Here is a 22,258-nt window from a genome sequence, read left to right on the forward strand (position 1 = left end):
GGAACCCGTTATTTCGCTTTTTTCTTGTTCAAAATCATTTCATGAATCAGCGGTGTCAGAATCACTTCCATCGCAAAGCCCATTTTCGCGCCAGGCACGACGATGGTGTTAGGACGGGACATGAAAGAACCGTTAATCATGTTAAGCATGTAAGGGAAATCCACTTTCTTGGCATCCTTGAAGCGGATAACGATGAAGCTCTCATCCGGTGTGGGGATATCACGAGCGATAAACGGGTTTGATGTATCAACCGTTGGCACGCGCTGGAAGTTAACATGGCTGCGAGAAAATTGCGGTGTGATGTAGTGCACATAGTCGTGCATACGGCGCAAAATCGTGTCAGTGACAGCTTCAGCGGAGTAACCACGCTCAGCGCAATCGCGATGAATTTTCTGGATCCACTCCAGATTCACAATAGGCACAACGCCAATCAGCAAATCCGCATACTTGGATACGTCAACCTTGCCATTTACAACGCCGCCATGCAAACCTTCATAAAACAGCAGGTCGCTTCCTTTGGGAATCGCTTTCCAAGGGGTAAAAGTACCAGCAGCCTGCTTGTATGGAGCAGCCTCTTCGTCATTGTGCAGGTAGAAGCGACGCTTGCCCGAACCGGTTTCACCATAGGTTTTGAACAACTCTTCAATTTTGTCGAAGTGGTTGGCTTCTGGCCCAAAGTGACTAGGTGCGCGGGTTTTGGCTTTTTCAGCCTTGGCTACCGCTTCTTTGAATGCGGTGCGATCCAAGCTGTGAAAGCTATCACCTTCGACAATGGCAGGGTTCAGATTTTCACGGCGGAAAATATGCTCGAAAGCACGTTTTACCGTGGTAGTACCGGCGCCGGATGAACCGGTCACAGCGATAACAGGATGCTTCTTGGACATCAGGCTCTCCTACAGCTTTTAAATGATAAAAATGAGTCAGTATAGCTTCTTAGCGCTGCTTTTGTCACTAGGTGGCACGGAATCGCAGCGGGTGGCTTGAGAAACTATCGGCAACAGATTGAAGGGGATCAAATTTTGGGGCAATTGGTTTGAAAACATCATTTTGCAATAATCTGTGAATAAAGCCCGGAATGTTTGTCGGCTGTAATTTGCAGACCAGGCCAGACTATGTGCCGCAAGTCGCAGGCAAACGTGCATGTGGATAATAGCGGTTATAATAGTTGTCTGTTTTAGCGAATGATTACATCTTTTGGTAGTGTTGAGAACAAAGAAGGTAAAAACGGCGCCCCGCATCTGGTTTGAGAAGTTGGAGCAAGCCCTTGTTGGTCGATCGGTTTTTTTGAGGATAAGGTTGGATGAGAAAAATGAATAAGAAAATAGCTGCAAAAGCAGCCGCATTTTTAGTTTCGATGACAATCTTCGGCTGTGCAGCAAATGGGCAAGCGGTGAAAGCTTCCCCCGAACAAAGTCAGCCACAGAAGGCTGAGCCATGTCCCAATTGTGGTTTAAAGGACGTGGATCAGGCAGTGGCGAAGCAGGAGGGGATGCTATTTTCTGACTGGCTTGCCGGTTTTCGCATTCGGTTGAGCAATGCGGGTGCAAAGCCTGAGACGATAGCCTCCATGCTTGATGGGCTTGAGCCCGATGAGCGGATTATTGAGCGTGATCAAAGCCAGCCGGAATTTGTACGTCCGATCTGGTCCTATCTTGAGAGTGCGGCATCAGATTTGCGGATATTCAACGGAAGGGAGGCCTATGCATCCCGTCGTAAAACAATTAATGCGATAGCTGCACGCTATGGCGTACGCGCTGAAATTTTGCTTGCCGTATGGGGGCTGGAAAGTTCCTACGGTACGATTACCGGCAATAATGACATTATTCGATCTCTGGCAACCCTGGCGTGGGAAGGCCGTCGTCGCGAGTGGGCAGAAAGCCAGCTAATTGCTGCAGCGCAAATGATTGATCGCGGCTTTGCAACACGAGATCAACTTACCGGCTCGTGGGCCGGAGCAATGGGCCAGACTCAATTTATCCCGACTGCTTATCTTGAGTGGTCCGCTGACTGGGATGGTGATGGTCGCCGCAATATCTGGACTGATGAGTTTGATGCTTTGGCTTCTGCAGCTAATTTGCTCAAGCAGGCAGGGTGGCAGTCAGGTGCTCCGGTAGTGCAGGAAGTGGTTGTCCCCGACACATTTAAACTGGACCAGTGGGATCCGGAGCGCAGTTATCTGGTCAGCGAATGGGCGGCGCGCGGGCTTCGTCGTGCTGGCGGTGAAGCCTGGAGCGCTGAAGACCTTGAACGAGCTGCAAGGCTGGAACTACCTGCAGGGAGGGGTGGCCCAGGATTTTTAACTTTCCCGAATTTCAGGGTGATCAAACGCTATAATAATTCCACATCATATGCGCTCGGTGTTGCGTATCTGGCCGAAGGGATTGCCGGTGGCGCAACTATTACTGGCGCCTGGCCGAAGGATAACGTGCCGTTGACCACCTCTCAAACCCGCGAATTGCAGGTTGCGCTTAATGTGCTGGGATATAATTCGGGCCAGCCAGACGGTTTGGCCGGACCCAATACTCGCCGCGCATTGCGGGATTTTCAGCGTGCCAAGCATCTCGATGCCGATGGTTATGTCGGTTCTTCAGCGTATAACGCAGTGATGGCGGCTGCCGCGAGTAAGTAGCCCATTCGCTAAGGCAGGGAAAGCAAAATGCTTCTCTGCCTGCTAATCAGTATGCAGCGTAAGCCTGCCGTCAATGTCCCTTTCTTGTGAACGCTGAGCCTCGAATTGATGAGATATCCGGGTAAAGCCTCCTTGCTGTATAATGCTGGTTTTTCAAGGTAATCACGGATTTTGAGTCATGCAAGACATGGATATGCAATACCATCCCGAACAGGTTGAAAAGGATGCCCAGCAATACTGGGAGTCTACCCAGGCATTCAAGGCAAACGAGGCTTCAGACAAGCCTAAATACTATTGTCTGTCCATGTTCCCCTACCCTTCCGGCAAACTCCATATGGGGCATGTGCGCAATTATACGATTGGGGATGTGCTTTCTCGTTTCCACCGCATGCAGGGCTATAACGTTTTACAGCCAATGGGGTGGGATGCTTTCGGATTACCTGCAGAAAATGCGGCCATACAAAATAAAGTAGCGCCTGCAGCGTGGACGTATTCCAATATTGATTACATGCGCGGACAACTAAAATCGCTTGGTTTGGCGATTGACTGGGATCGGGAGTTTGCTACTTGCCAGCCAAAATATTACCGCTGGGAACAGTGGCTGTTTACCAAACTGTTCGAAAAAGGCCTGATCTATAAGAAAACTGCCCAGGTAAACTGGGACCCGGTAGATATGACGGTGCTTGCCAACGAGCAAGTGATTGATGGTCGTGGGTGGCGCAGTGGTGCGTTGGTGGAAAAGCGCGATATCCCCATGTACTTTATGCGGATTACCGCCTACGCCGAAGAATTGCTGGCGGAACTGGATAACCTGACGGGATGGCCCGATCAGGTGAAGACCATGCAGCGCAACTGGATTGGCAAGAGCTTTGGTTGCGAAGTGCATTTTCCGTATGCAACGGGTGAAGGTGTGCTCAAGGTTTATACCACTCGTCCAGATACGCTGATGGGCGCAACCTATGTGGCAGTTGCCGGTGAGCACCCACTGGCGATGGAAGCCGCTAAAGATAATGCCGAGCTTGCTGCCTTTATTGCTGAATGCAAGCATGGCGGTGTGGCCGAGGCTGATCTCGCCACCATGGAAAAAAAGGGCATGCCAACTGGGCAGTTCGTTTTGCACCCCTTAAATGGTGAAAAACTGCCGGTGTGGGTGGCCAATTATGTACTGATGGGTTACGGCGAGGGTGCTGTCATGGCTGTGCCAGCCCATGATGAGCGGGATTTTGCATTTGCCCGTAAATACAGTTTGCCGCTCAAAACCGTTATTACTTCAAAATCTGGTGGTTATGAAACCATTGATGTTAACGGCGAGTGGGTGGATGCCTACGCTGAACACGGCGTTTGCGTGAATTCCGGGAAATATGACGGATTGGATTTTCAGTCGGCATTTGATGCCATTGCCGGGGATCTGGAAGCCAAATCACTGGGTAGCAAGCGCACCCAGTTCCGTTTGCGTGACTGGGGAATTTCCCGTCAACGCTACTGGGGTTGCCCGATACCGATTATTCACTGTGCAAGTTGTGGCGATGTGCCCGTGCCGGAAACCGATTTACCCGTGGTGTTGCCGGAAGATGTGAAAATCGATATCGGTTCACCTATCAAAAAAATGCCCGAGTTTTACCAAACCACTTGCCCTAAATGCGGTGGCGAAGCAAAACGCGAGACCGACACCATGGACACCTTTGTCGAGTCTTCCTGGTATTACGCCCGCTTTGCCAGCCATGATAGCGGCAATGCCATGCTGGATGAACGGGCCAATTACTGGTTGCCTGTTGACCAGTATATTGGTGGGATAGAACATGCCATTTTGCATCTATTATATGCGCGTTTTTTCCATAAATTAATGCGGGACGCGGGTCTGGTCACGTCCAGCGAGCCATTTAACAACTTGCTTACCCAGGGTATGGTGCTGAAAGACGGTTCCAAAATGTCCAAATCCAAAGGCAATACGGTTGACCCGCAGGGTTTGATTGATCAATATGGTGCCGATACTGCGCGTTTGTTCATGATGTTTGCCGCCCCGCCTGAGCAGAGTCTGGAATGGTCGGATGCCGGTGTGGAAGGTGCGTTCCGTTTCCTGAAACGGCTGTGGAAAGCGGTGCAGGAACATGTTGCTCAAGGCGTTGTGCCTGCGTACGCAGGGGGTGAGTTGAGCGTTGAATGGAAGGCGTTGCGTTTCCAGTTACATCAAACCATTCAGAAAGTAACGGATGATTACGGACGGCGCCAGACATTTAATACGGTAATTGCTGCCATCATGGAACTGATGAATGCGCTAGGCAAGATGGATGATTCTACCCCTGCAGGAAGGAGTGTCAGGCAGGAGGCGTTGGAAAAAGCGGTGCAAATGCTTTCTCCTATCGTGCCCCATATTGGTCATGCTCTCTGGGCGGTACTTAAGCCGAACGTGAATTTGCTGGATGCAGGCTGGCCAAAAGTGGATGAAACTGCCCTGGTGCAGGATGAGATAGAACTGGTGTTGCAGGTGAATGGCAAGTTGCGTGGCAATATGCGCGTTGCCAAAGACACGGATAAGGCGGAAATTGAACGCCTGGCGTTGGCTAATGCTGCTGTGCAGAAATTTCTGGATGGGCAGCCACCCAAGAAAGTGGTAGTTGTGCCGGGGCGTTTGGTTAATATTGTTGTATAGTGGTTTTGAACCCCTTATTACAAACTGTTAGGGAGCTGTGAGTGCGTATTTTATTTGTTGCAGTACTGAGTCTGATGCTGGCATCTTGTGGATTCCATTTGCGCGGCCAGGCAACTTTGCCTTTTGAAACGCTCTATATTGATGGAAACCGTGATTCTCCGTTTGTTAATGAACTGAAACGTGCGGTCAGATCAGGTAGTGCAACAAAACTCGTCGATAATCCTTCCGAAGCACAAGGCATAGTGCAAATCGTGGGTGAAACCAGGCAGAAAGTTATTCTGACCTTGAGCGGTGGCGGTCGGGTACGGGAATATAAGTTACTTTATAATATTGCTTACCGAGTGCATGATGGAAAGGGAAAAGATTTGAGACCCCAAGGTGAAATTTCGCTGAAAAGGGAAGTTTCCTATGATGATACGCAGTTACTTGCCAAGGAATCGGAAGAAGCTTTGCTTTATCGTGATATGCAGTCTGATGCGGTCCAGCAGCTGTTCCGACGGTTGCAAGTGCCCAAGTTGAACCAGTAACAATATGAATGTGCGGCCAGAACAACTCGCTCAGCATTTGCAGGGAAAGTTGGCGCCGCTGTATGTCGTGCATGGCGATGAGCCATTGCTGGCATTAGAAGCGGCTGACTGGATACGGGCAGCCGCCAAAAAATCGGGTTATGCGGGAAGGGAAATCTTTACCGTTGAAGCCGGATTCAGCTGGGAAAACCTGCTTTTTTCAGGGAACAGTTTTTCGCTGTTTGGGGATCAGCGGCTGCTGGATGTGCGCATCCCCAGCGGAAAGCCGGGCATAGAAGGCGGCAAGGTTATTCAGCAATATTGCGGGTCGCTGCCTCAGGATACGGTCACACTGGTGACGTTGCCCAAACTTGAACGGCAAACGCAAAATTCCCAATGGTTCAAATCGCTGGAAAGCGCCGGGGTTGTGGTGGCGGTATATCCAGTAGAACGAAACCGTCTGCCCCAGTGGATTCAGCAACGCCTCTCTAATCAAGGCCAGCAGGCGGATAAAGAAACCCTTGAATTTCTGGCGGATAGTGTTGAAGGCAATTTAACCGCAGCAAAGCAGGAAATCCAGAAACTATCATTGCTGTTGCCACAAGGCAGATTATCTTTTGAAGAAGTCAAAAATGCGGTACTGGATGTGTCTCGTTACGACGTTTTCAAACTGGGTGACACCATGTTGATGGGTGATACCATCCGATTTGCTAAAATGGTAGAAGGACTGCAAGGAGAGGGTGAAGCGCCAACACTCATATTGTGGGTACTGAGCAATGAAATCCGGGCCCTGATGAAAATCAAGCAAGGGCAACGCAAGGGCGCGGCGCTGAACCAGTTGATGCGATCCGCCAGGATCTGGGAATCCCGTCAGCCGTTGGTAGAAAAAGCATTAATGCGAGTGGCAGAGCCCACCCTCAAGCTGGCATTGCAGCAAGCTGCAGCGCTGGATAAATTGATAAAGGGTCTGCGTTCCGGCGATGTCTGGGACGAAATTTTACAACTGGGGTTATTGCTCACTGCGCCAATGCAGAAAAAATAGTGATGATTCAAGTGGTTATTTAAGCAATTCGTGTATATTTGCAATTGAAAAAGTTTTTAAGAGGTAAGCAAGATGGATGTGAAAGTCTATATGCAGCAAGTGGGCCGTCAGGCTCGGGCAGCATCGCGTGAAATGGCAAAGTCAGACACCAATGCCAAGAACACCGCTTTGACCGCTATGGCACATGCCATTCAGCGTGACGCTGCCAAACTGTTGGAAGCAAACGCAATAGATATGGCTGCAGCAAAAACGGCCGGACTGGATAGCGCCATGCTGGACCGTTTGTCCCTGACAGAAAAAGGGATTGTTTCCATGGCAGAAGGGTTGCTCCAAATTGCTGCATTACCGGACCCGGTAGGAGAAATTACCGATCTTAATTTCCGGCCATCCGGTATTCAGGTTGGGCGTATGCGTGTGCCATTGGGCGTGGTTGGAATTATCTACGAAGCCCGTCCTAATGTAACGGCAGATGCTGCCGGGTTATGCCTGAAATCAGGCAATGCCGCTATTCTGCGTGGCGGATCCGAGGCGATGCACTCTAATCAGGCAATTGCAGCGTGCGTGAGAGAAGGTTTGAAAGCCGCCGGGTTGCCAGAAAACTCCGTTCAGGTGATTGAAACCACCGATCGTGCTGCCGTTGGTGAGTTGATTACCATGCGGGAATTTGTTGACGTGATTGTGCCACGTGGTGGCAAGGGGCTGATCGAGCGTTTAATCAATGAAGCGCGTATCCCGGTTATCAAGCATTTGCATGGTGTGTGCCACGTGTATATTGATGATAAAGCCGATCAGGAAAAGGCGATCAAGATTGCCGATAATGCCAAAACTTCTCGATATGGTACTTGCAACACGATGGAAACTTTGCTGGTAGCTGAAGGCGTGGCGCAATCAGTACTGCCACCGCTGTGCAAAATTTATCAGGATAAAGGCGTTGAACTACGTGGCTGTGAGGCATCCCGCGCAATCGTACCGCAGATGTTGGCAGCAACCGAGGAGGACTGGACCACCGAATATTTGGCACCGATTCTGTCGATCCGCGTGGTAAAGGATATGGATGCTGCAATCGATCATATCAATACGTATAGTTCACAGCATACGGAATCCATCGTGACAGAAGACTACAGTCGTGCCCGTCGTTTTTTACGGGAAGTGGATTCCAGTTCAGTGATGGTGAACGCGTCCACACGCTTTGCGGATGGTTTTGAATACGGATTAGGTGCCGAGATTGGTATTTCCACGGACAAGATTCACGCACGCGGCCCGGTAGGTCTGGAAGGACTTACTTCGCAGAAATACATTGTGCTGGGTGAAGGTCATGTTCGAGGCTAGCAGTTGAACCTGGGTGATACAGGCGTATTCAACAACATCGAGCTATCGAATGATCAATCTGGTCGTGAAATCCCGAAGATACGGTTTGTGCCGTGCAAAGATTGTTCGCGATCAGGGGTGTTTTGTTTGCATGTGTTTAGCCGATGAGCACGTTGTTAGCCCCGATAGGTATTTTTGGCGGCACTTTTGACCCTGTCCACTTTGGGCATTTGCGGCTTGCGCAGGAACTGCTGACTGAGCTGGCTTTAAAAGAGGTGCGGTTTATTCCGGCGGGCCGCCCTCCTCACCGTGCTGAACCTGCGGTTTCATCCTCTCAGCGTTTGGAAATGGTGCAACTGGCGATTGAAGCAAATTCGCGGTTCGTTCTGGATGAGCGTGAAGTACGAAAAGATGGTCTCTGTTATACTGTTGATACATTGGGTGAATTGCGCCATGAGATGGGGCCGGAGCAACCGTTGTGTTTATTAATGGGTGCAGACCAGTTTCTTGGTTTGCCATCCTGGCATAACTGGCAGGCATTATTTGCGTTAGCCCATGTTGTGGTAGCACACCGTCCCGGATTTCCCCAGATTTCATGGGCAGACAATATGCCTGATGCGTTACAAAAAGAGGTGATTTCACGTCAGCGGACAGAAGTGAATGCTTTGTATACATTGCCAAGTGGTCACATCTACACCCAACCTATTACCCCACTGGATATTTCTGCAACCAGCATACGGAACAGTTTGCAAAGGGGACAAAGTCCCCGTTATTTGCTACCCGATGCAGTTCTCGATTATATTCAAACCAATAACTTATATATGTAGAGGCAAAATGGATACAAACGAAATGCAACAAGCCGTTGTTGCGGCACTGGAAGACATCAAGGCAAAGGATATTACTGTACTGGACGTCAAAAAACTGACTTCCATGTGTGAAGCCATGATTATCGCTACGGGTGACTCAAACCGCCAGACCAAGGCGCTAGCCAACAATGTAATCGTGAAATTAAAAGAGCGTGGCGCTACGGTCTTGGGCGTGGAAGGTCAGGACAGTGGGGAATGGGTGCTGGTTGATCTGGGCGATGTCGTGGTTCATATCATGATACCGGTTACCCGTGAATACTATAACCTCGAACAATTGTGGGGTGCCGCAGAGGATCGCCGTAAAAAAGCAGAAGGTACGGAAGGAACTGTGACACCCAAGTAATACATAGATGAAGCTCTGGATTTTTGCTGTTGGTAACAAAATGCCAGGCTGGGTGGTGGCCGGTTTTGAAGAGTATACGAAGCGCATGCCCCGCGAGGCCAGAATAGAGCTGGTTGAAATTAAGCCGGAGAAACGCGGCAGCGGAAAATCTACTCAGCAAATCATGGAAGCAGAACGTGACCGATTGTTGGCCGCCATCCCCCCCCAGGCAATGAAAGTAGTGCTGGACGAACGGGGTAAAGGCATGCCAACACCGCAATTAGCGAGCGCAATGACTGAATGGATGCGTTCAGGGCGTGATGTGGCATTTGTTATTGGCGGTGCAGATGGATTACACGAAGATATGCGGCGCAGCGGCGATTTACTGATGTCTCTGTCAGCGATGGTGCTGCCCCATGGGCTTGTGCGTGTGATTTTGGCGGAGCAGTTGTATCGGGCGATCTCGATCATTCAGAATCATCCGTATCATCGAGAATAATAATGAGAAAAAAGCGTGATCAATAATCTGAGTATTTACCTGGCCTCTGCCAGTCCGCGCCGCAGAGAGTTGCTGCAGCAGATCCATGTAAAATACGAAGTATTGCTTCTCAGAACAGAGCATGGCCGTAATGGCGTAGATGAAACCCCAGAGAAAGGGGAATCGCCGGAAACCTATGTCCAGCGCATTGCACAGAATAAGGCAGAGGCAGGCTGGAAGGCTGTACTAGGACGACATTTGCCAAAGCGGGTGGTGCTGGCGGCGGATACGATGGTTAGCCTCGAAGGAGAGATTTTAGGTAAACCGGATAGCCGCGAGCATGCAGAATCGATGTTGAAAAAGCTTTCGGGTAAAACTCATCAAGTGCTGACTTGCGTAGCGGTGGCTTTTGATGAGAAAGTGGAAATGTTGCTTTCAACCTCAACCGTTACTTTTGCAGTGTTAAGTGAGTCTGAAATAAAACATTACATCATGACAGGGGAGCCACTGGATAAAGCGGGTGGATACGCCATACAGGGGATTGCGGCAGCGTTTATTACACGCATTGAAGGCAGTTATTCTGGTGTAATGGGGCTTCCGCTTTATGAAACTGTACAATTATTAAAAAAATATGAGGGCAATGTGTTGTCTTAGATACGGCAAGGTATCTTTCAATTAGATAGATCAAAATAATCCAGACACACGACAGCCCGTTCAATTAGCGAATCCAGGAATATGAGCGACGAAATCTTAATTAACGTTACCCCACAGGAAACACGTGTTGCTGTAATGCAATTTGGCGTAGTGCAAGAGCTCCATATTGAACGCAGCTCTGCACGTGGGCTAGTGGGTAACATTTATCAGGGCCGGGTTTGCCGGGTATTGCCCGGTATGCAATCGGCTTTTATAGAGATAGGGCTGGAGCGCGCTGCATTTCTGCATGTGGCAGATATCTGGGCACAGAGAACGGATGAAGAACAAAAGCCGATTGAAAAGCTATTGTTTGAAGGTCAGTCTCTGTTGGTACAGGTAATCAAGGACCCGATTGGCACCAAAGGTGCCCGCTTATCTACCCAAATCAGTTTTGCCGGGCGGTTTCTGGTGTATTTGCCCCAGGAAACGCACATCGGTATTTCTCAGCGAATAGAAGATGAAGCTGAACGCGTTATCTTGCGCGAGAAATTGCAGCAGTTGATGCCACCGGAGGAACATGGTGGATTTATCATCAGGACCATGGCAGAAACGGCAGAAAATAATGAACTGCTGGCTGATATAGAGTACTTGCGAAAGTTATGGAATGATATTGCAGAAAAGTCGAAAACTGCCCCGCAAAAAACCTTGTTGTATCAGGATCTCAATCTGGCATTGCGAGTATTGCGCGACTTTGTGAATGAGCAAACGGATCGGCTTTTGGTTGATTCACGTGAAACCTATCTGAAAATGCAGTCTTTCGCCCAGGCCTATACCAGTAACGTATTACCCAAGCTGGAGCATTATTCCGGTGAAAGGCCTTTGTTTGATTTATACGTCATCGAAGATGAGATTGAAAAAGCGCTCTCGCGCAAGGTAGAACTGAAATCCGGTGGCTATTTGATTATTGATCAAACCGAAGCGCTAACAACGATTGATGTAAATACCGGGGGCTTTGTCGGAGTACGCAGTTTTGATGATACAATTTTCAAAACCAATCTGGAAGCCTCTCAGGTGATTGCGCGCCAACTACGATTGCGAAATCTGGGCGGTATCATTATCGTGGATTTTATTGATATGGATAATGAAGAGCACCGCGAAGCTGTATTGGCGGAGTTCAAAAAAGGGCTGTCACGTGACCGAACCCGCATGACTATCAACGGCTTTACTGCACTAGGACTGGTAGAAATGACGCGCAAACGAACGCGCGAAAGTCTTGCCCATATTCTGTGTGAACCCTGCCCTACTTGCCAGGGACGCGGCGAAGTGAAAACTGCAAAGACCGTCTGTTATCAAATTCTGCGGGATATCGTGCGTGAGGCTCGTCAATTTAATGCGCGGGAATACCGGATATTGGCATCTCAAAATGTGATAGATATGTTCCTGGAGGAAGAGTCACAAAGTCTGGCGCAGTTGGGTGATTTCATCGCCAAACCCATTTCCCTGCAGGTTGAAAGCCAATATACCCAGGAACAATATGATGTGGTATTAATGTAGCAGGGCCGTATTGTGCTCAATTGCCTTGTCGGGGGTTTCCCCTTGCGGGTTTGAAAACTGTTTCATGATGCCATCAAGAAAAGCGACATGTTCTTCCAAATGCCTGATAGTACTTTGCTGGTCGTTGATACGCTGTTTCAGAGTGTCCACATTTTCATGAATTTTTTTGACGTTATCCAGTCGTTTTTGTAAATGGACTTTATATTCCTTAATTTCACTAAACAAAGGATTGAGTGCGCTTTTTAACCAGTTGCCTGCATCATATCTCGCCAAAATAAAGACATCTTCTGCCTGACCCACCAGTGCCAGGTAGAATTTCTTAATGAGAAAATGCTTTTCAGTCATGACGTTGACTGGGTCATTACAGAAATCTGACGTAGACTGAATTAACTCTGTCAGCTTGGCATGATGCATTTCCAGATTTAAAGCGGGTGGGTTGACCCGCTTAAGCTGATGTTTTTTATAAAAACGCGTATACGCTGTGTCAAGCAGGCGTTGAATATGCATGCTGCCTTCCTGAGTGCTTTCAAACTGACTCATGAGTAGTGCCAATAAAGATTGCATGCCGCGCATCAGGCCAGTTGTTGTCCACCTGTCCTGAATAGACAGGCGGCTTTTATCCAGCGTTTCTTCAAGCCATTGCTGATCAAGGTTGGCTAGCATTGCACTGCCCTGTTGTGATAAAGCCTGCTTGGTCAGGTTGAAATTTTTTACAGAAGAGTCGTACTGTTTTTTGTCTTCAAGAATTTTTTCCCGAAGCATTTCAATGACCCCACGGTTTTTTCCGGTCAGGGAAACCAGTTCAGATAGCTCATGACGGGAAGAAAGCAGCTGATTGTCGATTTGTTGACGAGATGATGCGACCATGTCGCCGATTTCTTTAAGTACTGAGTTGCATACAATGACCTGTTTGCCGGGAATAAAATCATTTGCAAACAGGCTTTCCAATTTTTCAATGCCACTTTTTTCCAACAACACAGCATCATTACGAATTTTTGCTAACAATGCTTTTTGCGCTGAAATCGTAATCACGCTTTCAGGTGGCAGATTGAGCTGACTGGCTGTTTTTTCCAGTTGCCGTTGAATACTGTCTTCGATCTGTTTTTGTGATTTCAAATCATCCCATACGGTATCAATTTTATTTAATACAGCAACACGGCGTTGTGCATGGGGTTCAACAAATTGACGCCAGATAACCATATCCGATTGCGTCACACCCGTATCGGTTGCCAGTAAAAACAACACAGCATGGGCGTTAGGAATGATATTAAGGGTTAATTCCGGCTCGGTACCGAGTGCATTTAAACCTGGGGTATCAAGAATGACCAGCCCGCTATTAAGCAAGGGGTGGGGATAATTGATTTGCGCATAGCGCCAGGAAGGGACTTCAATCTTGCCGTTATGGCCAATCATATTTATCAAGGCCGGATCATCGCTCCATAGCCCTAATTTTTTTGCTTCATCCGGGGTGACCATTTTGGTTTCAGTCAGCCGCTGCATTGCGGCAAGCATCTCATCCGGCGAACTCAGGTCGAGTTTAATCCGGTTCCATTCTTTAGATAGTTTTTTAAGTGCACCAATACTGTCATCCCGGGCGCGCGTCTCAATCGGTAACAAGCGAATATACGGAGCCTGGCCCGGCTCAGAAAAAATTTCAGTGGGGCACATGGTCGTGCGGCCCACGTCAGAAGGTAAAAGACGCTGATTAAAGTCTGAAAAAAACAGTGCGTTAATCAGCTCAGTCTTGCCACGGGAGAATTCAGCAACAAAAGCCAGGGTCATATGGTCGTGCTTCAGGCTTTCCAGCAGTTCGGATAACCGCAGAGATTGGCTGGCGTCCTGGTTGCCGGACTTTTCAAGCCACGATGCATAGGCGGTGATGGCTTGTATCAGTTCCTCACGCCAGTGCTGGTAGTGTTCAATTTGCGCTTTTAGTTGGGTGGTCATGGATTGTGTACATCACTGAGCAAGGTTATGGGGTTTATGCTTGAGCCTTGAACTTCAACTACCTTGTGCCGCGAGTGTTCTCCCTGTTTTAGCTTGATTTGACGTAATGGAACTTCAAATTCCTTTGCCAAAAATGCCAGTAGTCTGGCATTTGCCTGTCCATCTACGGCAGCTGCTGCAATCTTGATCTTCAGGGCATCACCATGTAACCCAGTGATAGCCGTCTTCCGCGCATTGGGTTGAACATGCAATGTCAAAGTCAAAATTTGCGCATCTGTTGTAATACGAAACCATGAATCACTCATATCGGCAGATAGAACAATTTCTTTAATCAAAAATCATCACCACAGCAGCGGTCTAGATCAAGCTTTTCGCCAAACCAGTTAGAAATGCGACGGGTAACATGAGCATGAGCTGGCAAGCCAGTACAATCACCATCGGTGAAAGATCAACATTGCCTATAGGAGGGATAAATTTTTGTACTATCTTCGTGAAAGGGCGGGACAAACTGCTGATCACAGACATATAGGGGCTGTGCGGATTGGCAAAGCTCAGGACAAAAAGCATGATTTGAACAAAAATCAGCAAATAAAGGCTTTTTTCAATAATGGTGACAGCAGCAAGTAAAATGAAGCCAAGATAGGCGGATGGATTAGCGAGCAGAAACGGATAACCATTGAGAAAATAAATCCCGACAGTAAGCAGCAATGCAGTAATCCAGGCTAAAAATAGCGTGGAAAGATCGACACCAAACAGCCCGGGGATGATTTTTCGGGCAGGTTTGACAACAAAGTCAGTGAGTGCCGCGATAAATTGCGAAATCGGGTTGCTATAAGCGGCGCGCATTAATTGAAGATAAAAACGCAATAACAGGGCGTAGATAAATAAGCCCAGTATCGTGTCCAAGATAAATTGCAGGGCCTGAATTAGCATGGCTAGGTACTTTCCTTTATAAACATTAAGTTAATGTGGGGCGTATGTTATTTTTTCCCAAGCTCGTCGCCGAGTTCTCGGGACCGCTCCGCTGCGGATTGAATGGCTTCAATAATGTGACGTTTGACTGTTGCGGCTTCCATAGTGTGCAAGGCGCGTTCCGTTGTGCCACCTTTGGATGTGACCCGTGCGCGTAAGGTAGCAATGTCCTCATCGCTTTTGCTGGCCAGCAGGCTGGCTCCGAAGAAGGTTTCGAGACTTAACTGACGGGCTTGTTTCGCATCCAGTCCTAGCTGAATAGCTGCCTCTTCAAGGGCTTCGATAAAATAAAATACATAGGCAGGACCACTGCCCGAAATCGCGGTGATGGTGTCCATATGGTGTTCGTCTTCAACCCATAACGTGGAACCCACTGCCTGTAAAATCCCTTCCGCTTTTTGTTTTTGTTCTGCACTGACACTAGGCAGGGCATACATGCCAGATACTCCGTGCATCACCATTGCAGGTGTATTGGGCATCACCCGGACTACCAGACTGAAACCGCCTAACCAGCGTGAAAGGTCGTTGCTGCGGATACCGGCAGCAATAGATATTACTAACTGTTCTTTGAGTGACGGAGCAAGTTGCGAGGCAACTTCGTGTAACTGCTGTGGTTTCACTGCCAGAATAACAATATCGCTGCCTTCTATGGCTGGTGCGAGATCAGTAAATGTCTTGATGTTGTATTCCTGCATGATTTGCCGGCGGTTTTCGTCCGAAATATCAACAACACGTATCGAATCTGCAGCAAAACCTTTTCGCAGCATCCCGCTGATAAGCGCTTTAGCCATATTGCCGCCGCCGATAAAAGTGATAATCATGTTTAGTTCCTTCTGGGTTTTCTAGTTATTGTCAGTGCTTTCGACATGTTGATATCTAATAAATATGTTTAATTTAAGCTTATGCAAGTCAATATTTTTCACGTGTACCAAAAATGGCAGATCCTACTCTCACAATGGTGGCACCCTCAACGATAGCGGCTTCCATATCATGTGACATACCCATTGATAGCGTATCCATCTTTAAGCCGATCTCATTAAGCTCCGACATGAGTACTTTAAGCATTCTAAACTGCGCACGCTGTTCTGCGTAATCTTCAGAAGCTTTAGGGATGGCCATCAGCCCCCTCAATTTGAGCCTGGGGAGTAATTGTACTGCTTGTGCGAGCGCCGTAACTTCCTCGGGTAAAGCGCCACTTTTGGTTGTTTCTCTGCTGATGTTCACTTGCAGGGTGACATTGAGTGGAGGCAATTCAGTCGGTCTGGCCTCGGAAAGTCGCTCGGCTACCTTCAGGCGATCCACGCTATGTACCCAGTCGAAATGGGCTGCAATTGGGCGTGTTTTATTACTCTGGATGGGGCCGATAAAGTGCCATTCCAAATGCAGGTCCTGCAACGCAGCGATCTTGTCTAGCGCCTCTTGCAGATAGCTTTCGCCAAATGCGATTTGACCTGCAGCATTTGCTTCGCGTACAGACTGGGCCGGCCAGGTTTTGCTTACCGCAAGCAACAAAATATCCTCACAAGGTCGCCCTGCACTCGCTGCGGCTAGCGCGAGGCGACTCTTTACGGCTTGCAAGTTATCAGAAATTATTGTCATAATGCCCTTGTGCAACGAATAAACAGGTCGTGTGCTATATAGTCGATTTTATCTCAATCATCAGGCTGTAGCTGTGCTTCATGGGATATTTATTGATTGTGAGCGATTGCCTAATTAATGTGAGGTGAATGCGAGATTGGAAAGCATTTTGATTGTACGCATCTCGTTACAGTGTAATCAGGGGATTATAAATGGAAATTGCTGAACTGCTCGCCTTCTCGGTAAAGAACAAGGCATCCGATCTTCATCTGTCAGCCGGGCTGCCACCCATGATCCGGGTGCATGGTGATGTTCGACGCATCAACGTACCCGCGCTTGATCACAAGGCCGTACATAGCATGGTTTATGACATCATGAATGATGGTCAGCGGAAGTTTTACGAAGAAAATCTGGAAGTAGATTTTTCTTTTGAAGTCCCGAATCTTGCGCGTTTCCGGGTGAATGCCTTTGTACAAAATCGAGGTGCAGGCGCTGTATTTCGTACCATTCCTTCCAAAGTATTATCCTTGGAAGAATTGAATGCCCCGACTATTTTCAAGGAAATTTCCGATCAGCCTCGGGGTATTGTCCTGGTAACCGGCCCTACGGGTTCTGGTAAATCCACTACCCTGGCGGCTATGATCGATTATGTAAATGATAAAGAATTCGGTCATATTCTTACCGTAGAAGACCCGATCGAATTTGTGCACCAAAGCAAAAAGTGTCTGATCAACCAGCGTGAAGTCGGTCCCCATACACTGAGCTTCAACAACGCGCTTCGCTCCGCATTGCGTGAAGATCCCGACGTTATTCTTGTGGGTGAGTTGCGTGATCTGGAAACCATCCGTCTGGCACTGACAGCAGCTGAAACCGGTCACCTGGTGTTTGGTACGCTACACACCAGTTCTGCTGCAAAAACGGTGGATCGTATTATTGACGTTTTCCCTGCCGCTGAAAAAGAAATGGTTCGTTCCATGTTGTCAGAGAGCTTGCGTGCTGTTATTTCACAGACCTTGCTTAAAACCAAAGATGGTACCGGTCGGATTGCCGCGCATGAAATCATGATTGGAACCCCCGCTATTCGAAACCTGATTCGCGAAAATAAAATCGCCCAGATGTATTCGTCCATACAGACAGGCCAGAACGTAGGAATGCAGACGCTGGATCAGAACCTGACAGAATTGGTACGCCGCAATGTAGTTGCTGTAGGTGAAGCACGGACAAAAGCGATGAATAAAGATGCGTTTGCCGGTTAACGATAAATTGAGTAATGGCTCGTCTGATGAATCAGTAGAGTCAGGAGATAAAGATAATGGCAAGTGATCAGTCCTTGAAATTTATGCAAGATTTGCTGCGCCTTATGCTCAGTAAAAATGGTTCCGATTTGTTTATTACTGCAGGGTTTCCTGCTGCGATTAAGGTCGATGGCAAATTAACGCCGGTTTCTCCACAGACGCTTACGCCGCAGCACACTCGTGAATTGGCCCGCGCTATCATGAATGATAAGCAGGCACGTGAGTTTGAAGAAACCCGGGAATGTAATTTTGCTATTTCTCAGCCCGACTTAGGGCGCTTCCGTGTCAATGCCTATGTGCAGCAGGGTAGGACTGGTCTCGTGTTGCGGACTATTACCACTAAAATTCCAAAGTTTGAAGAGCTGGGATTGCCAGAAGTGCTCAGGGATGTGGCCATGACCAAACGCGGTCTGGTGATTTTCGTCGGTGGTACGGGTTCCGGTAAGTCCACCTCGCTGGCTGCCATGGTGGGTTATCGCAATGAAAACAGTTACGGGCACATCATCACCATTGAAGACCCTGTGGAATACGTGCATGAACACAAGAATTGCATTATTTCCCAGCGTGAAGTCGGGGTGGATACCGATAACTGGTTTTCAGCGCTCAAGAACACCTTGCGGCAAGCACCCGACGTGATTCTGATCGGTGAGATACGCGACCGGGAAACCATGGACTATGCCATCGCCTTTGCTGAAACAGGTCATTTGTGCCTGTCTACGTTGCATGCCAACAGTGCCAACCAGGCGCTGGATCGTATCATCAACTTTTTCCCGGAAGAGCGCCGTCAGCAGTTGTTAATGGATCTTTCGCTTAACCTGAAAGCGTTTATTTCCCAGCGGTTATTACCCAAGAAAGACAGTGCCGGTCGTGTAGCCGCGGTCGAAATCATGCTGAACTCCCCGCTGATTTCTGATCTGATTTTCAAAGGCGATGTGCACGAGATCAAGGAAGTGATGTCCAGATCCAGAGAATTAGGCATGCAGACATTCGATCAGGCATTATTTGATCTGTATGAGGCCAGACTGATCGGTTACGAGGATGCGTTGCGTAATGCGGACTCACTCAACGACCTGCGCCTGAATATCAAACTTCACGGTCAGGATACGAAAGACCGCGACATGATGTCAGGTCTGGACCATCTGGATATTATTTAAGGGCAGTAAATTTCAGGCACCAAACACACGATAGTGTGTTTGGTCATAAGAAGTGGATCAGGCTTTTTCAGGTTTTTCTCGTCGCATTCCCCCCGCCACTACTTTATATTCAAACAACCGGCATTCCAGTGCGCCATTGAAAAGTGGCGTGCGGCGTGAGGTGGTCAGGCGAATCAAGTTGGGCAAGCGTAAATCAGCTGTAAAAATATAGGCATTCCAGCCAGCAAATTTTTGTTTCAATGCATCGCCTAAGCGGGGATAAAACTCAGCGAGTCGCTCCAGTTCATCAAGACGCACACCGTAAGGCGGATTAGTGACCAGCACGCCTTCTTCGGCAGGTGGGGATATTTCCACGACATTGGCCTGGTTCAGGCTGATCACTTCACTCAGACCTGCCGCTTCGATATTTTCCTTGGCCAGGTTCAGCATTTCACCAAAAAGATCGCTGCCATAAATGGGCTGGGTAGTTCGAGGCAGTTGTTTGGCCTCGCTTTCCTGCCTCATTGCAGCCCATGCTTGCGAGTCAAAGTTGTTCATTTTTTCAAAGGCGAAATTTCTGCCGAGGCCTGGAGAAATATTGAGCGCCATTTGCGCGGCTTCCATCAAAAATGTGCCGCTACCACACATGGGATCAAGGAAAGGAACGCCGGGTTTCCATCCGCTGAGCATGATGATACCGGCAGCCAGGTTTTCACGGATTGGCGCTTCTCCCGCCACTTGGCGGAGTCCTCTTTTAAAAAGTGCCTGGCCTGAGGTATCCAGATAAAGCGTGAAATTGGATTCATCCAGGAAAGCATGAATACGAATATCCGGTTCGGCAGTATTCACACTGGGACGTTTACCATCGTTGTTTTCACGAAACTTGTCACATACTGCATCTTTGATTTTCAGAGTAACAAAATCCAGGCTGCGCAGCGGACACCTTTGTGCGCTGACTTTGACCATAATGGTGCGATCAACACTAAACCAATCATTCCATGGCAGAGAGAAAACAGCTTTATACACATCTTCTTCTGAGCGGTACCCTCCGTGCGCAACCTGCCAAAGCACTCTGCTGGCAATACGGCTTTCCAGATTGACGCGATAGCACAAAGTGAACGGACCAGAGAAACTGACGCCACCATCAGTTTGTTTAACGAACTGTGCACCCAGTTGGGTAAGTTCCTCATTTAAAGGTGTTTCCAGGCCGCGTGGACATGGGGCAAAAAAACGATGGGTCTCTTGATTCATGATATGTGCTCTTAAAATTCAGGTTTGATTTCAACTAGAATGATCACTGCAATGAGGATCAATACCGGGAATTCATTAAACCACCGGTAAAAAACATGGTTGTGCTGGTTGCGGTCATGCTTGAAATCCAGTAACAATTTTCCGCAATAGATATGGTAAAAGACCAGTATAGTCACAAGTGTGACTTTGGCATGTAGCCAGGCACCACTGAAGCCATAACCTAACCACAACCATAAACCGAGTGCGATAGTGATTATACCGCCCGGCGTCATGATGCCGTAGAACAACTTTCTTTCCATGATTTTAAAACGCTGGTTGCTGGCGTCATCTTCACTCATGGCATGGTATACAAACAGGCGCGGCAGGTAAAAGAGCCCGGCAAACCAGGTCACCATGAAAATAATGTGAAACGATTTGATCCAGAGCATGTCTTAATTTTCCTTGGTTAATTCTCAGAAACAGTATTTTGCCTGAACGGGCACACTATAATCGATCCTTAGTGATCATGAAAGAAACAGGAAAGCATTTGTCACTCATTGAGCGCATTAAAAAATTTCGTCCAGGCCCGGTAAATTTGATTCTGATCGGGTTGATTGCTTATGTATGGTTTCGTCCGCCCGCCTGGGTGACAGATGAAAATAAACCCGTGCCGCAATTCACCGTATTAAAGACAAATGGGCAATCAGTCTCGCTTGAATCGTTGCGCGGCAAAGTAGTGCTGGTTAACTTCTGGGCAACGTGGTGTCCCTATTGCCGTCATGAAATGCCAGCCATGGAAAAATTCTATACTGAATATCAGGCTAAGGGTTTTGAAATACTTGCCCTCAGCATCGACGATGACCCGGCTAAAGTGGTTTCATTTATGCGTGATGAAAAATATCATTTTCCAACGGCAATGAGTAATTCCTCCCTGGATACTATCTTTGGGGGGGTGAGTAAGGTGCCCACTTCTTACCTGATCGACAAACAAGGCCGTATCCGCAAAAAAATCAGCGGGCAGGTGCATTACGCCCGTCTGGAAGAACTGGTGGTTCCCCTGTTAAAAGAGTAGTCGTGTTACGGATGTTGCTTGCTATGCTCCAGATGGGCATCCATTTCGCGCTTGTAATAAAGGTAGTCCATTTCCGCAACGGGGGCACCCAGGCGTGTAGCGACGGCTGAAAGCTGTCCCCGGTGATGCACCATGTGCGTCATCATGTGGGTTAGCAGGTCACGTACCCAGTTGGTGCGAACCTGATTATTGGCGCTTGGGTAGCTTATCTGCGATTCGAAAAAGTCTTCGGATTGCGCTTCCAGCCAGTGCTGCATGGCCCGAACATCATGGCGAAGCGCATTTTTCAACTCTTTCCAGTCAGGATAAAGTACGACGCCGTAGCCGATAGCCTGCTTGTCCTGTTGTAAGCGCCACATCCAGTTGCGTGAGACTACCAGCATGTGATCCGTCGTTTTGTGAATGCTGTCAAAGAACAGCCCTTGCGAACTGTTGCGCGAAGCGTCATCCAGATGGTCGAGTGAAGCAAATAAAATATCATTGGCCCAATGTTGATAGTCAGCCTGATAGATGAAGTAGTTTTTCCAGGTCATTGCTGTCATATTGCCTCCTTTAATTTTTCTTCGATTAATGCATGGAGCTTTGCAAAATCCGGCTCTCCCAGCACCTGCTGAATGATGTTACCCTTTATATCTATCAGGAAGGAGGTGGGTGTAAGTTTGATATCACCAAAAGCCTGGGCTATCTCACCCTTCATATCCAGGGTGACCATAAAGGGCAAGGCATTTTTTTCAACGTAGGTGAGTACATAGTTGGGTGGGTCGTAACTCATCGCCACGGCGATAGTTTCAAAGCCTTGTGCATGGAACTTCTGATAAGTGTCTTTCAGTTCCGGCATTTCTTTAATGCAGCCTGGGCAACTGGTCGCCCAGAAATTGACCAGTACCACTTTGCCTCGCATATTCTCTAAAGTGAGTTGCTCGCCTTTGAGCGTGGTGAATGCGATAGAGGGCGCCGCTTTTTGTTGGGATAGTCCTGCTGAAATGGCTGCAAAAAGCACGATGGCAGCGATTAGGAGTAAAATGAGTTTCTTGCTTTTCATG

At 48.2% G+C, this 22,258-nt stretch carries 23 protein-coding genes; 13 read left to right on the plus strand and 10 right to left on the minus strand.

Translation table 11 applies throughout. The annotated features are described in order from the left end of the window. Positions 1–8: 8 nt before the first annotated feature. Positions 9–884 (minus strand): phosphoribulokinase, encoded by an 876-nt coding sequence (locus EDC63_RS06395; RefSeq protein ID WP_124945706.1) that lies wholly within the window; start codon positions 882–884, stop codon positions 9–11. A gap of 425 nt (positions 885–1,309) precedes the next feature. Here EDC63_RS06395 and EDC63_RS06400 point away from each other — a divergent pair, with 425 nt between their 5' ends. The 10 genes from EDC63_RS06400 to rng all read left to right on the plus strand — a co-directional run bounded on the left by EDC63_RS06400 (position 1,310) and on the right by rng (position 11,988). Beyond that, positions 1,310–2,629, plus strand: coding sequence for a lytic murein transglycosylase (locus EDC63_RS06400; RefSeq protein ID WP_223248203.1), 1,320 nt, complete (start codon positions 1,310–1,312; stop codon positions 2,627–2,629). Between the two features lie 187 nt (positions 2,630–2,816). Further along, a complete protein-coding gene (gene leuS, locus EDC63_RS06405) occupies positions 2,817–5,279 on the plus strand; it encodes a leucine--tRNA ligase (RefSeq protein ID WP_124945837.1) in 2,463 nt (820 codons plus the stop codon). Between the two features lie 41 nt (positions 5,280–5,320). Then, positions 5,321–5,806, plus strand: a complete 486-nt coding sequence (locus tag EDC63_RS06410; RefSeq protein WP_124945708.1) for an LPS-assembly lipoprotein LptE — start codon at positions 5,321–5,323, stop codon at positions 5,804–5,806. Positions 5,807–5,810: 4 nt separating this feature from the next. Then, the gene (holA, locus tag EDC63_RS06415) at positions 5,811–6,827 is read left to right on the plus strand and encodes a DNA polymerase III subunit delta (protein WP_124945709.1); all 1,017 of its coding nucleotides are present in this window, start codon (positions 5,811–5,813) and stop codon (positions 6,825–6,827) included. Between the two features lie 72 nt (positions 6,828–6,899). Beyond that, positions 6,900–8,156: a glutamate-5-semialdehyde dehydrogenase gene (locus tag EDC63_RS06420; protein ID WP_124945710.1), complete on the plus strand. Its 1,257-nt coding sequence runs from the start codon at positions 6,900–6,902 to the stop codon at positions 8,154–8,156. Between the two features lie 143 nt (positions 8,157–8,299). Next, positions 8,300–8,962: a nicotinate-nucleotide adenylyltransferase gene (nadD, locus tag EDC63_RS06425; RefSeq protein ID WP_124945711.1), complete on the plus strand. Its 663-nt coding sequence runs from the start codon at positions 8,300–8,302 to the stop codon at positions 8,960–8,962. A gap of 7 nt (positions 8,963–8,969) precedes the next feature. Continuing rightward, entirely contained in the window at positions 8,970–9,344 is a 375-nt protein-coding gene (gene rsfS, locus EDC63_RS06430) for a ribosome silencing factor (protein WP_124945712.1), read from the plus strand. Between the two features lie 7 nt (positions 9,345–9,351). Then, positions 9,352–9,822 carry a 23S rRNA (pseudouridine(1915)-N(3))-methyltransferase RlmH gene (gene rlmH / locus EDC63_RS06435; RefSeq protein WP_124945713.1) on the plus strand — a complete coding sequence of 157 codons (471 nt, stop codon included), beginning with the start codon at positions 9,352–9,354 and terminating at the stop codon, positions 9,820–9,822. A gap of 15 nt (positions 9,823–9,837) precedes the next feature. After that, positions 9,838–10,455, plus strand: a complete 618-nt coding sequence (locus tag EDC63_RS06440) for a Maf family protein (protein WP_124945714.1) — start codon at positions 9,838–9,840, stop codon at positions 10,453–10,455. An 81-nt stretch (positions 10,456–10,536) separates the two neighbouring features. Beyond that, positions 10,537–11,988: a ribonuclease G gene (gene rng, locus EDC63_RS06445; protein ID WP_124945715.1), complete on the plus strand. Its 1,452-nt coding sequence runs from the start codon at positions 10,537–10,539 to the stop codon at positions 11,986–11,988. Here the strand turns inward: rng and EDC63_RS06450 are convergent. From EDC63_RS06450 to EDC63_RS06470, 5 genes are all read right to left on the minus strand, one after another. Next, positions 11,980–13,935 (minus strand): dynamin family protein, encoded by a 1,956-nt coding sequence (locus tag EDC63_RS06450; RefSeq protein WP_124945716.1) that lies wholly within the window; start codon positions 13,933–13,935, stop codon positions 11,980–11,982. The genes rng and EDC63_RS06450 overlap by 9 nt on opposite strands. Next, entirely contained in the window at positions 13,932–14,270 is a 339-nt protein-coding gene (locus EDC63_RS06455; RefSeq protein ID WP_306307881.1) for a DUF167 domain-containing protein, read from the minus strand. The genes EDC63_RS06450 and EDC63_RS06455 overlap by 4 nt, the downstream gene beginning before the upstream one ends. A 22-nt stretch (positions 14,271–14,292) precedes the next feature. Then, on the minus strand, positions 14,293–14,868 hold the full coding sequence (locus EDC63_RS06460) for a YggT family protein (protein ID WP_124945717.1): 576 nt from the start codon (positions 14,866–14,868) through the stop codon (positions 14,293–14,295). A 47-nt stretch (positions 14,869–14,915) separates the two neighbouring features. Next, positions 14,916–15,728 carry a pyrroline-5-carboxylate reductase gene (gene proC / locus EDC63_RS06465; protein ID WP_124945718.1) on the minus strand — a complete coding sequence of 271 codons (813 nt, stop codon included), beginning with the start codon at positions 15,726–15,728 and terminating at the stop codon, positions 14,916–14,918. An 88-nt stretch (positions 15,729–15,816) separates the two neighbouring features. Next, positions 15,817–16,506, minus strand: a complete 690-nt coding sequence (locus EDC63_RS06470; RefSeq protein WP_124945719.1) for a YggS family pyridoxal phosphate-dependent enzyme — start codon at positions 16,504–16,506, stop codon at positions 15,817–15,819. A 191-nt stretch (positions 16,507–16,697) separates the two neighbouring features. On the opposite strand from EDC63_RS06470, the gene EDC63_RS06475 reads away from it, so the two are divergent. Together EDC63_RS06475 and EDC63_RS06480 are read left to right on the plus strand one after the other, a co-directional pair. Beyond that, positions 16,698–17,741, plus strand: a complete 1,044-nt coding sequence (locus tag EDC63_RS06475) for a type IV pilus twitching motility protein PilT (protein WP_124945720.1) — start codon at positions 16,698–16,700, stop codon at positions 17,739–17,741. A 56-nt stretch (positions 17,742–17,797) separates the two neighbouring features. Further along, positions 17,798–18,934, plus strand: coding sequence for a PilT/PilU family type 4a pilus ATPase (locus tag EDC63_RS06480; protein ID WP_124945721.1), 1,137 nt, complete (start codon positions 17,798–17,800; stop codon positions 18,932–18,934). Between the two features lie 57 nt (positions 18,935–18,991). Here the strand turns inward: EDC63_RS06480 and EDC63_RS06485 are convergent, their stop codons facing one another. Together EDC63_RS06485 and EDC63_RS06490 are read right to left on the minus strand one after the other, a co-directional pair. Further along, positions 18,992–20,164: a THUMP domain-containing class I SAM-dependent RNA methyltransferase gene (locus tag EDC63_RS06485; RefSeq protein ID WP_124945722.1), complete on the minus strand. Its 1,173-nt coding sequence runs from the start codon at positions 20,162–20,164 to the stop codon at positions 18,992–18,994. Positions 20,165–20,175: 11 nt separating this feature from the next. Further along, a complete protein-coding gene (locus EDC63_RS06490) occupies positions 20,176–20,592 on the minus strand; it encodes a CopD family protein (RefSeq protein WP_124945723.1) in 417 nt (138 codons plus the stop codon). Positions 20,593–20,669: 77 nt separating this feature from the next. Here EDC63_RS06490 and EDC63_RS06495 point away from each other — a divergent pair, with 77 nt between their 5' ends. After that, on the plus strand, positions 20,670–21,215 hold the full coding sequence (locus tag EDC63_RS06495; RefSeq protein ID WP_124945724.1) for a TlpA family protein disulfide reductase: 546 nt from the start codon (positions 20,670–20,672) through the stop codon (positions 21,213–21,215). A gap of 5 nt (positions 21,216–21,220) precedes the next feature. On the opposite strand, the gene EDC63_RS06500 is transcribed toward EDC63_RS06495, so the two are convergent. Both EDC63_RS06500 and EDC63_RS06505 read right to left on the minus strand, forming a co-directional pair. Beyond that, positions 21,221–21,757 (minus strand): DinB family protein, encoded by a 537-nt coding sequence (locus EDC63_RS06500; protein ID WP_124945725.1) that lies wholly within the window; start codon positions 21,755–21,757, stop codon positions 21,221–21,223. Next, positions 21,754–22,257 carry a peroxiredoxin family protein gene (locus EDC63_RS06505; protein ID WP_124945726.1) on the minus strand — a complete coding sequence of 168 codons (504 nt, stop codon included), beginning with the start codon at positions 22,255–22,257 and terminating at the stop codon, positions 21,754–21,756. The genes EDC63_RS06500 and EDC63_RS06505 overlap by 4 nt, the downstream gene beginning before the upstream one ends. Position 22,258: the final 1 nt, after the last annotated feature.

The organism is Sulfurirhabdus autotrophica (assembly GCF_004346685.1).
Lineage (GTDB): Bacteria > Pseudomonadota > Gammaproteobacteria > Burkholderiales > SMCO01 > Sulfurirhabdus > Sulfurirhabdus autotrophica.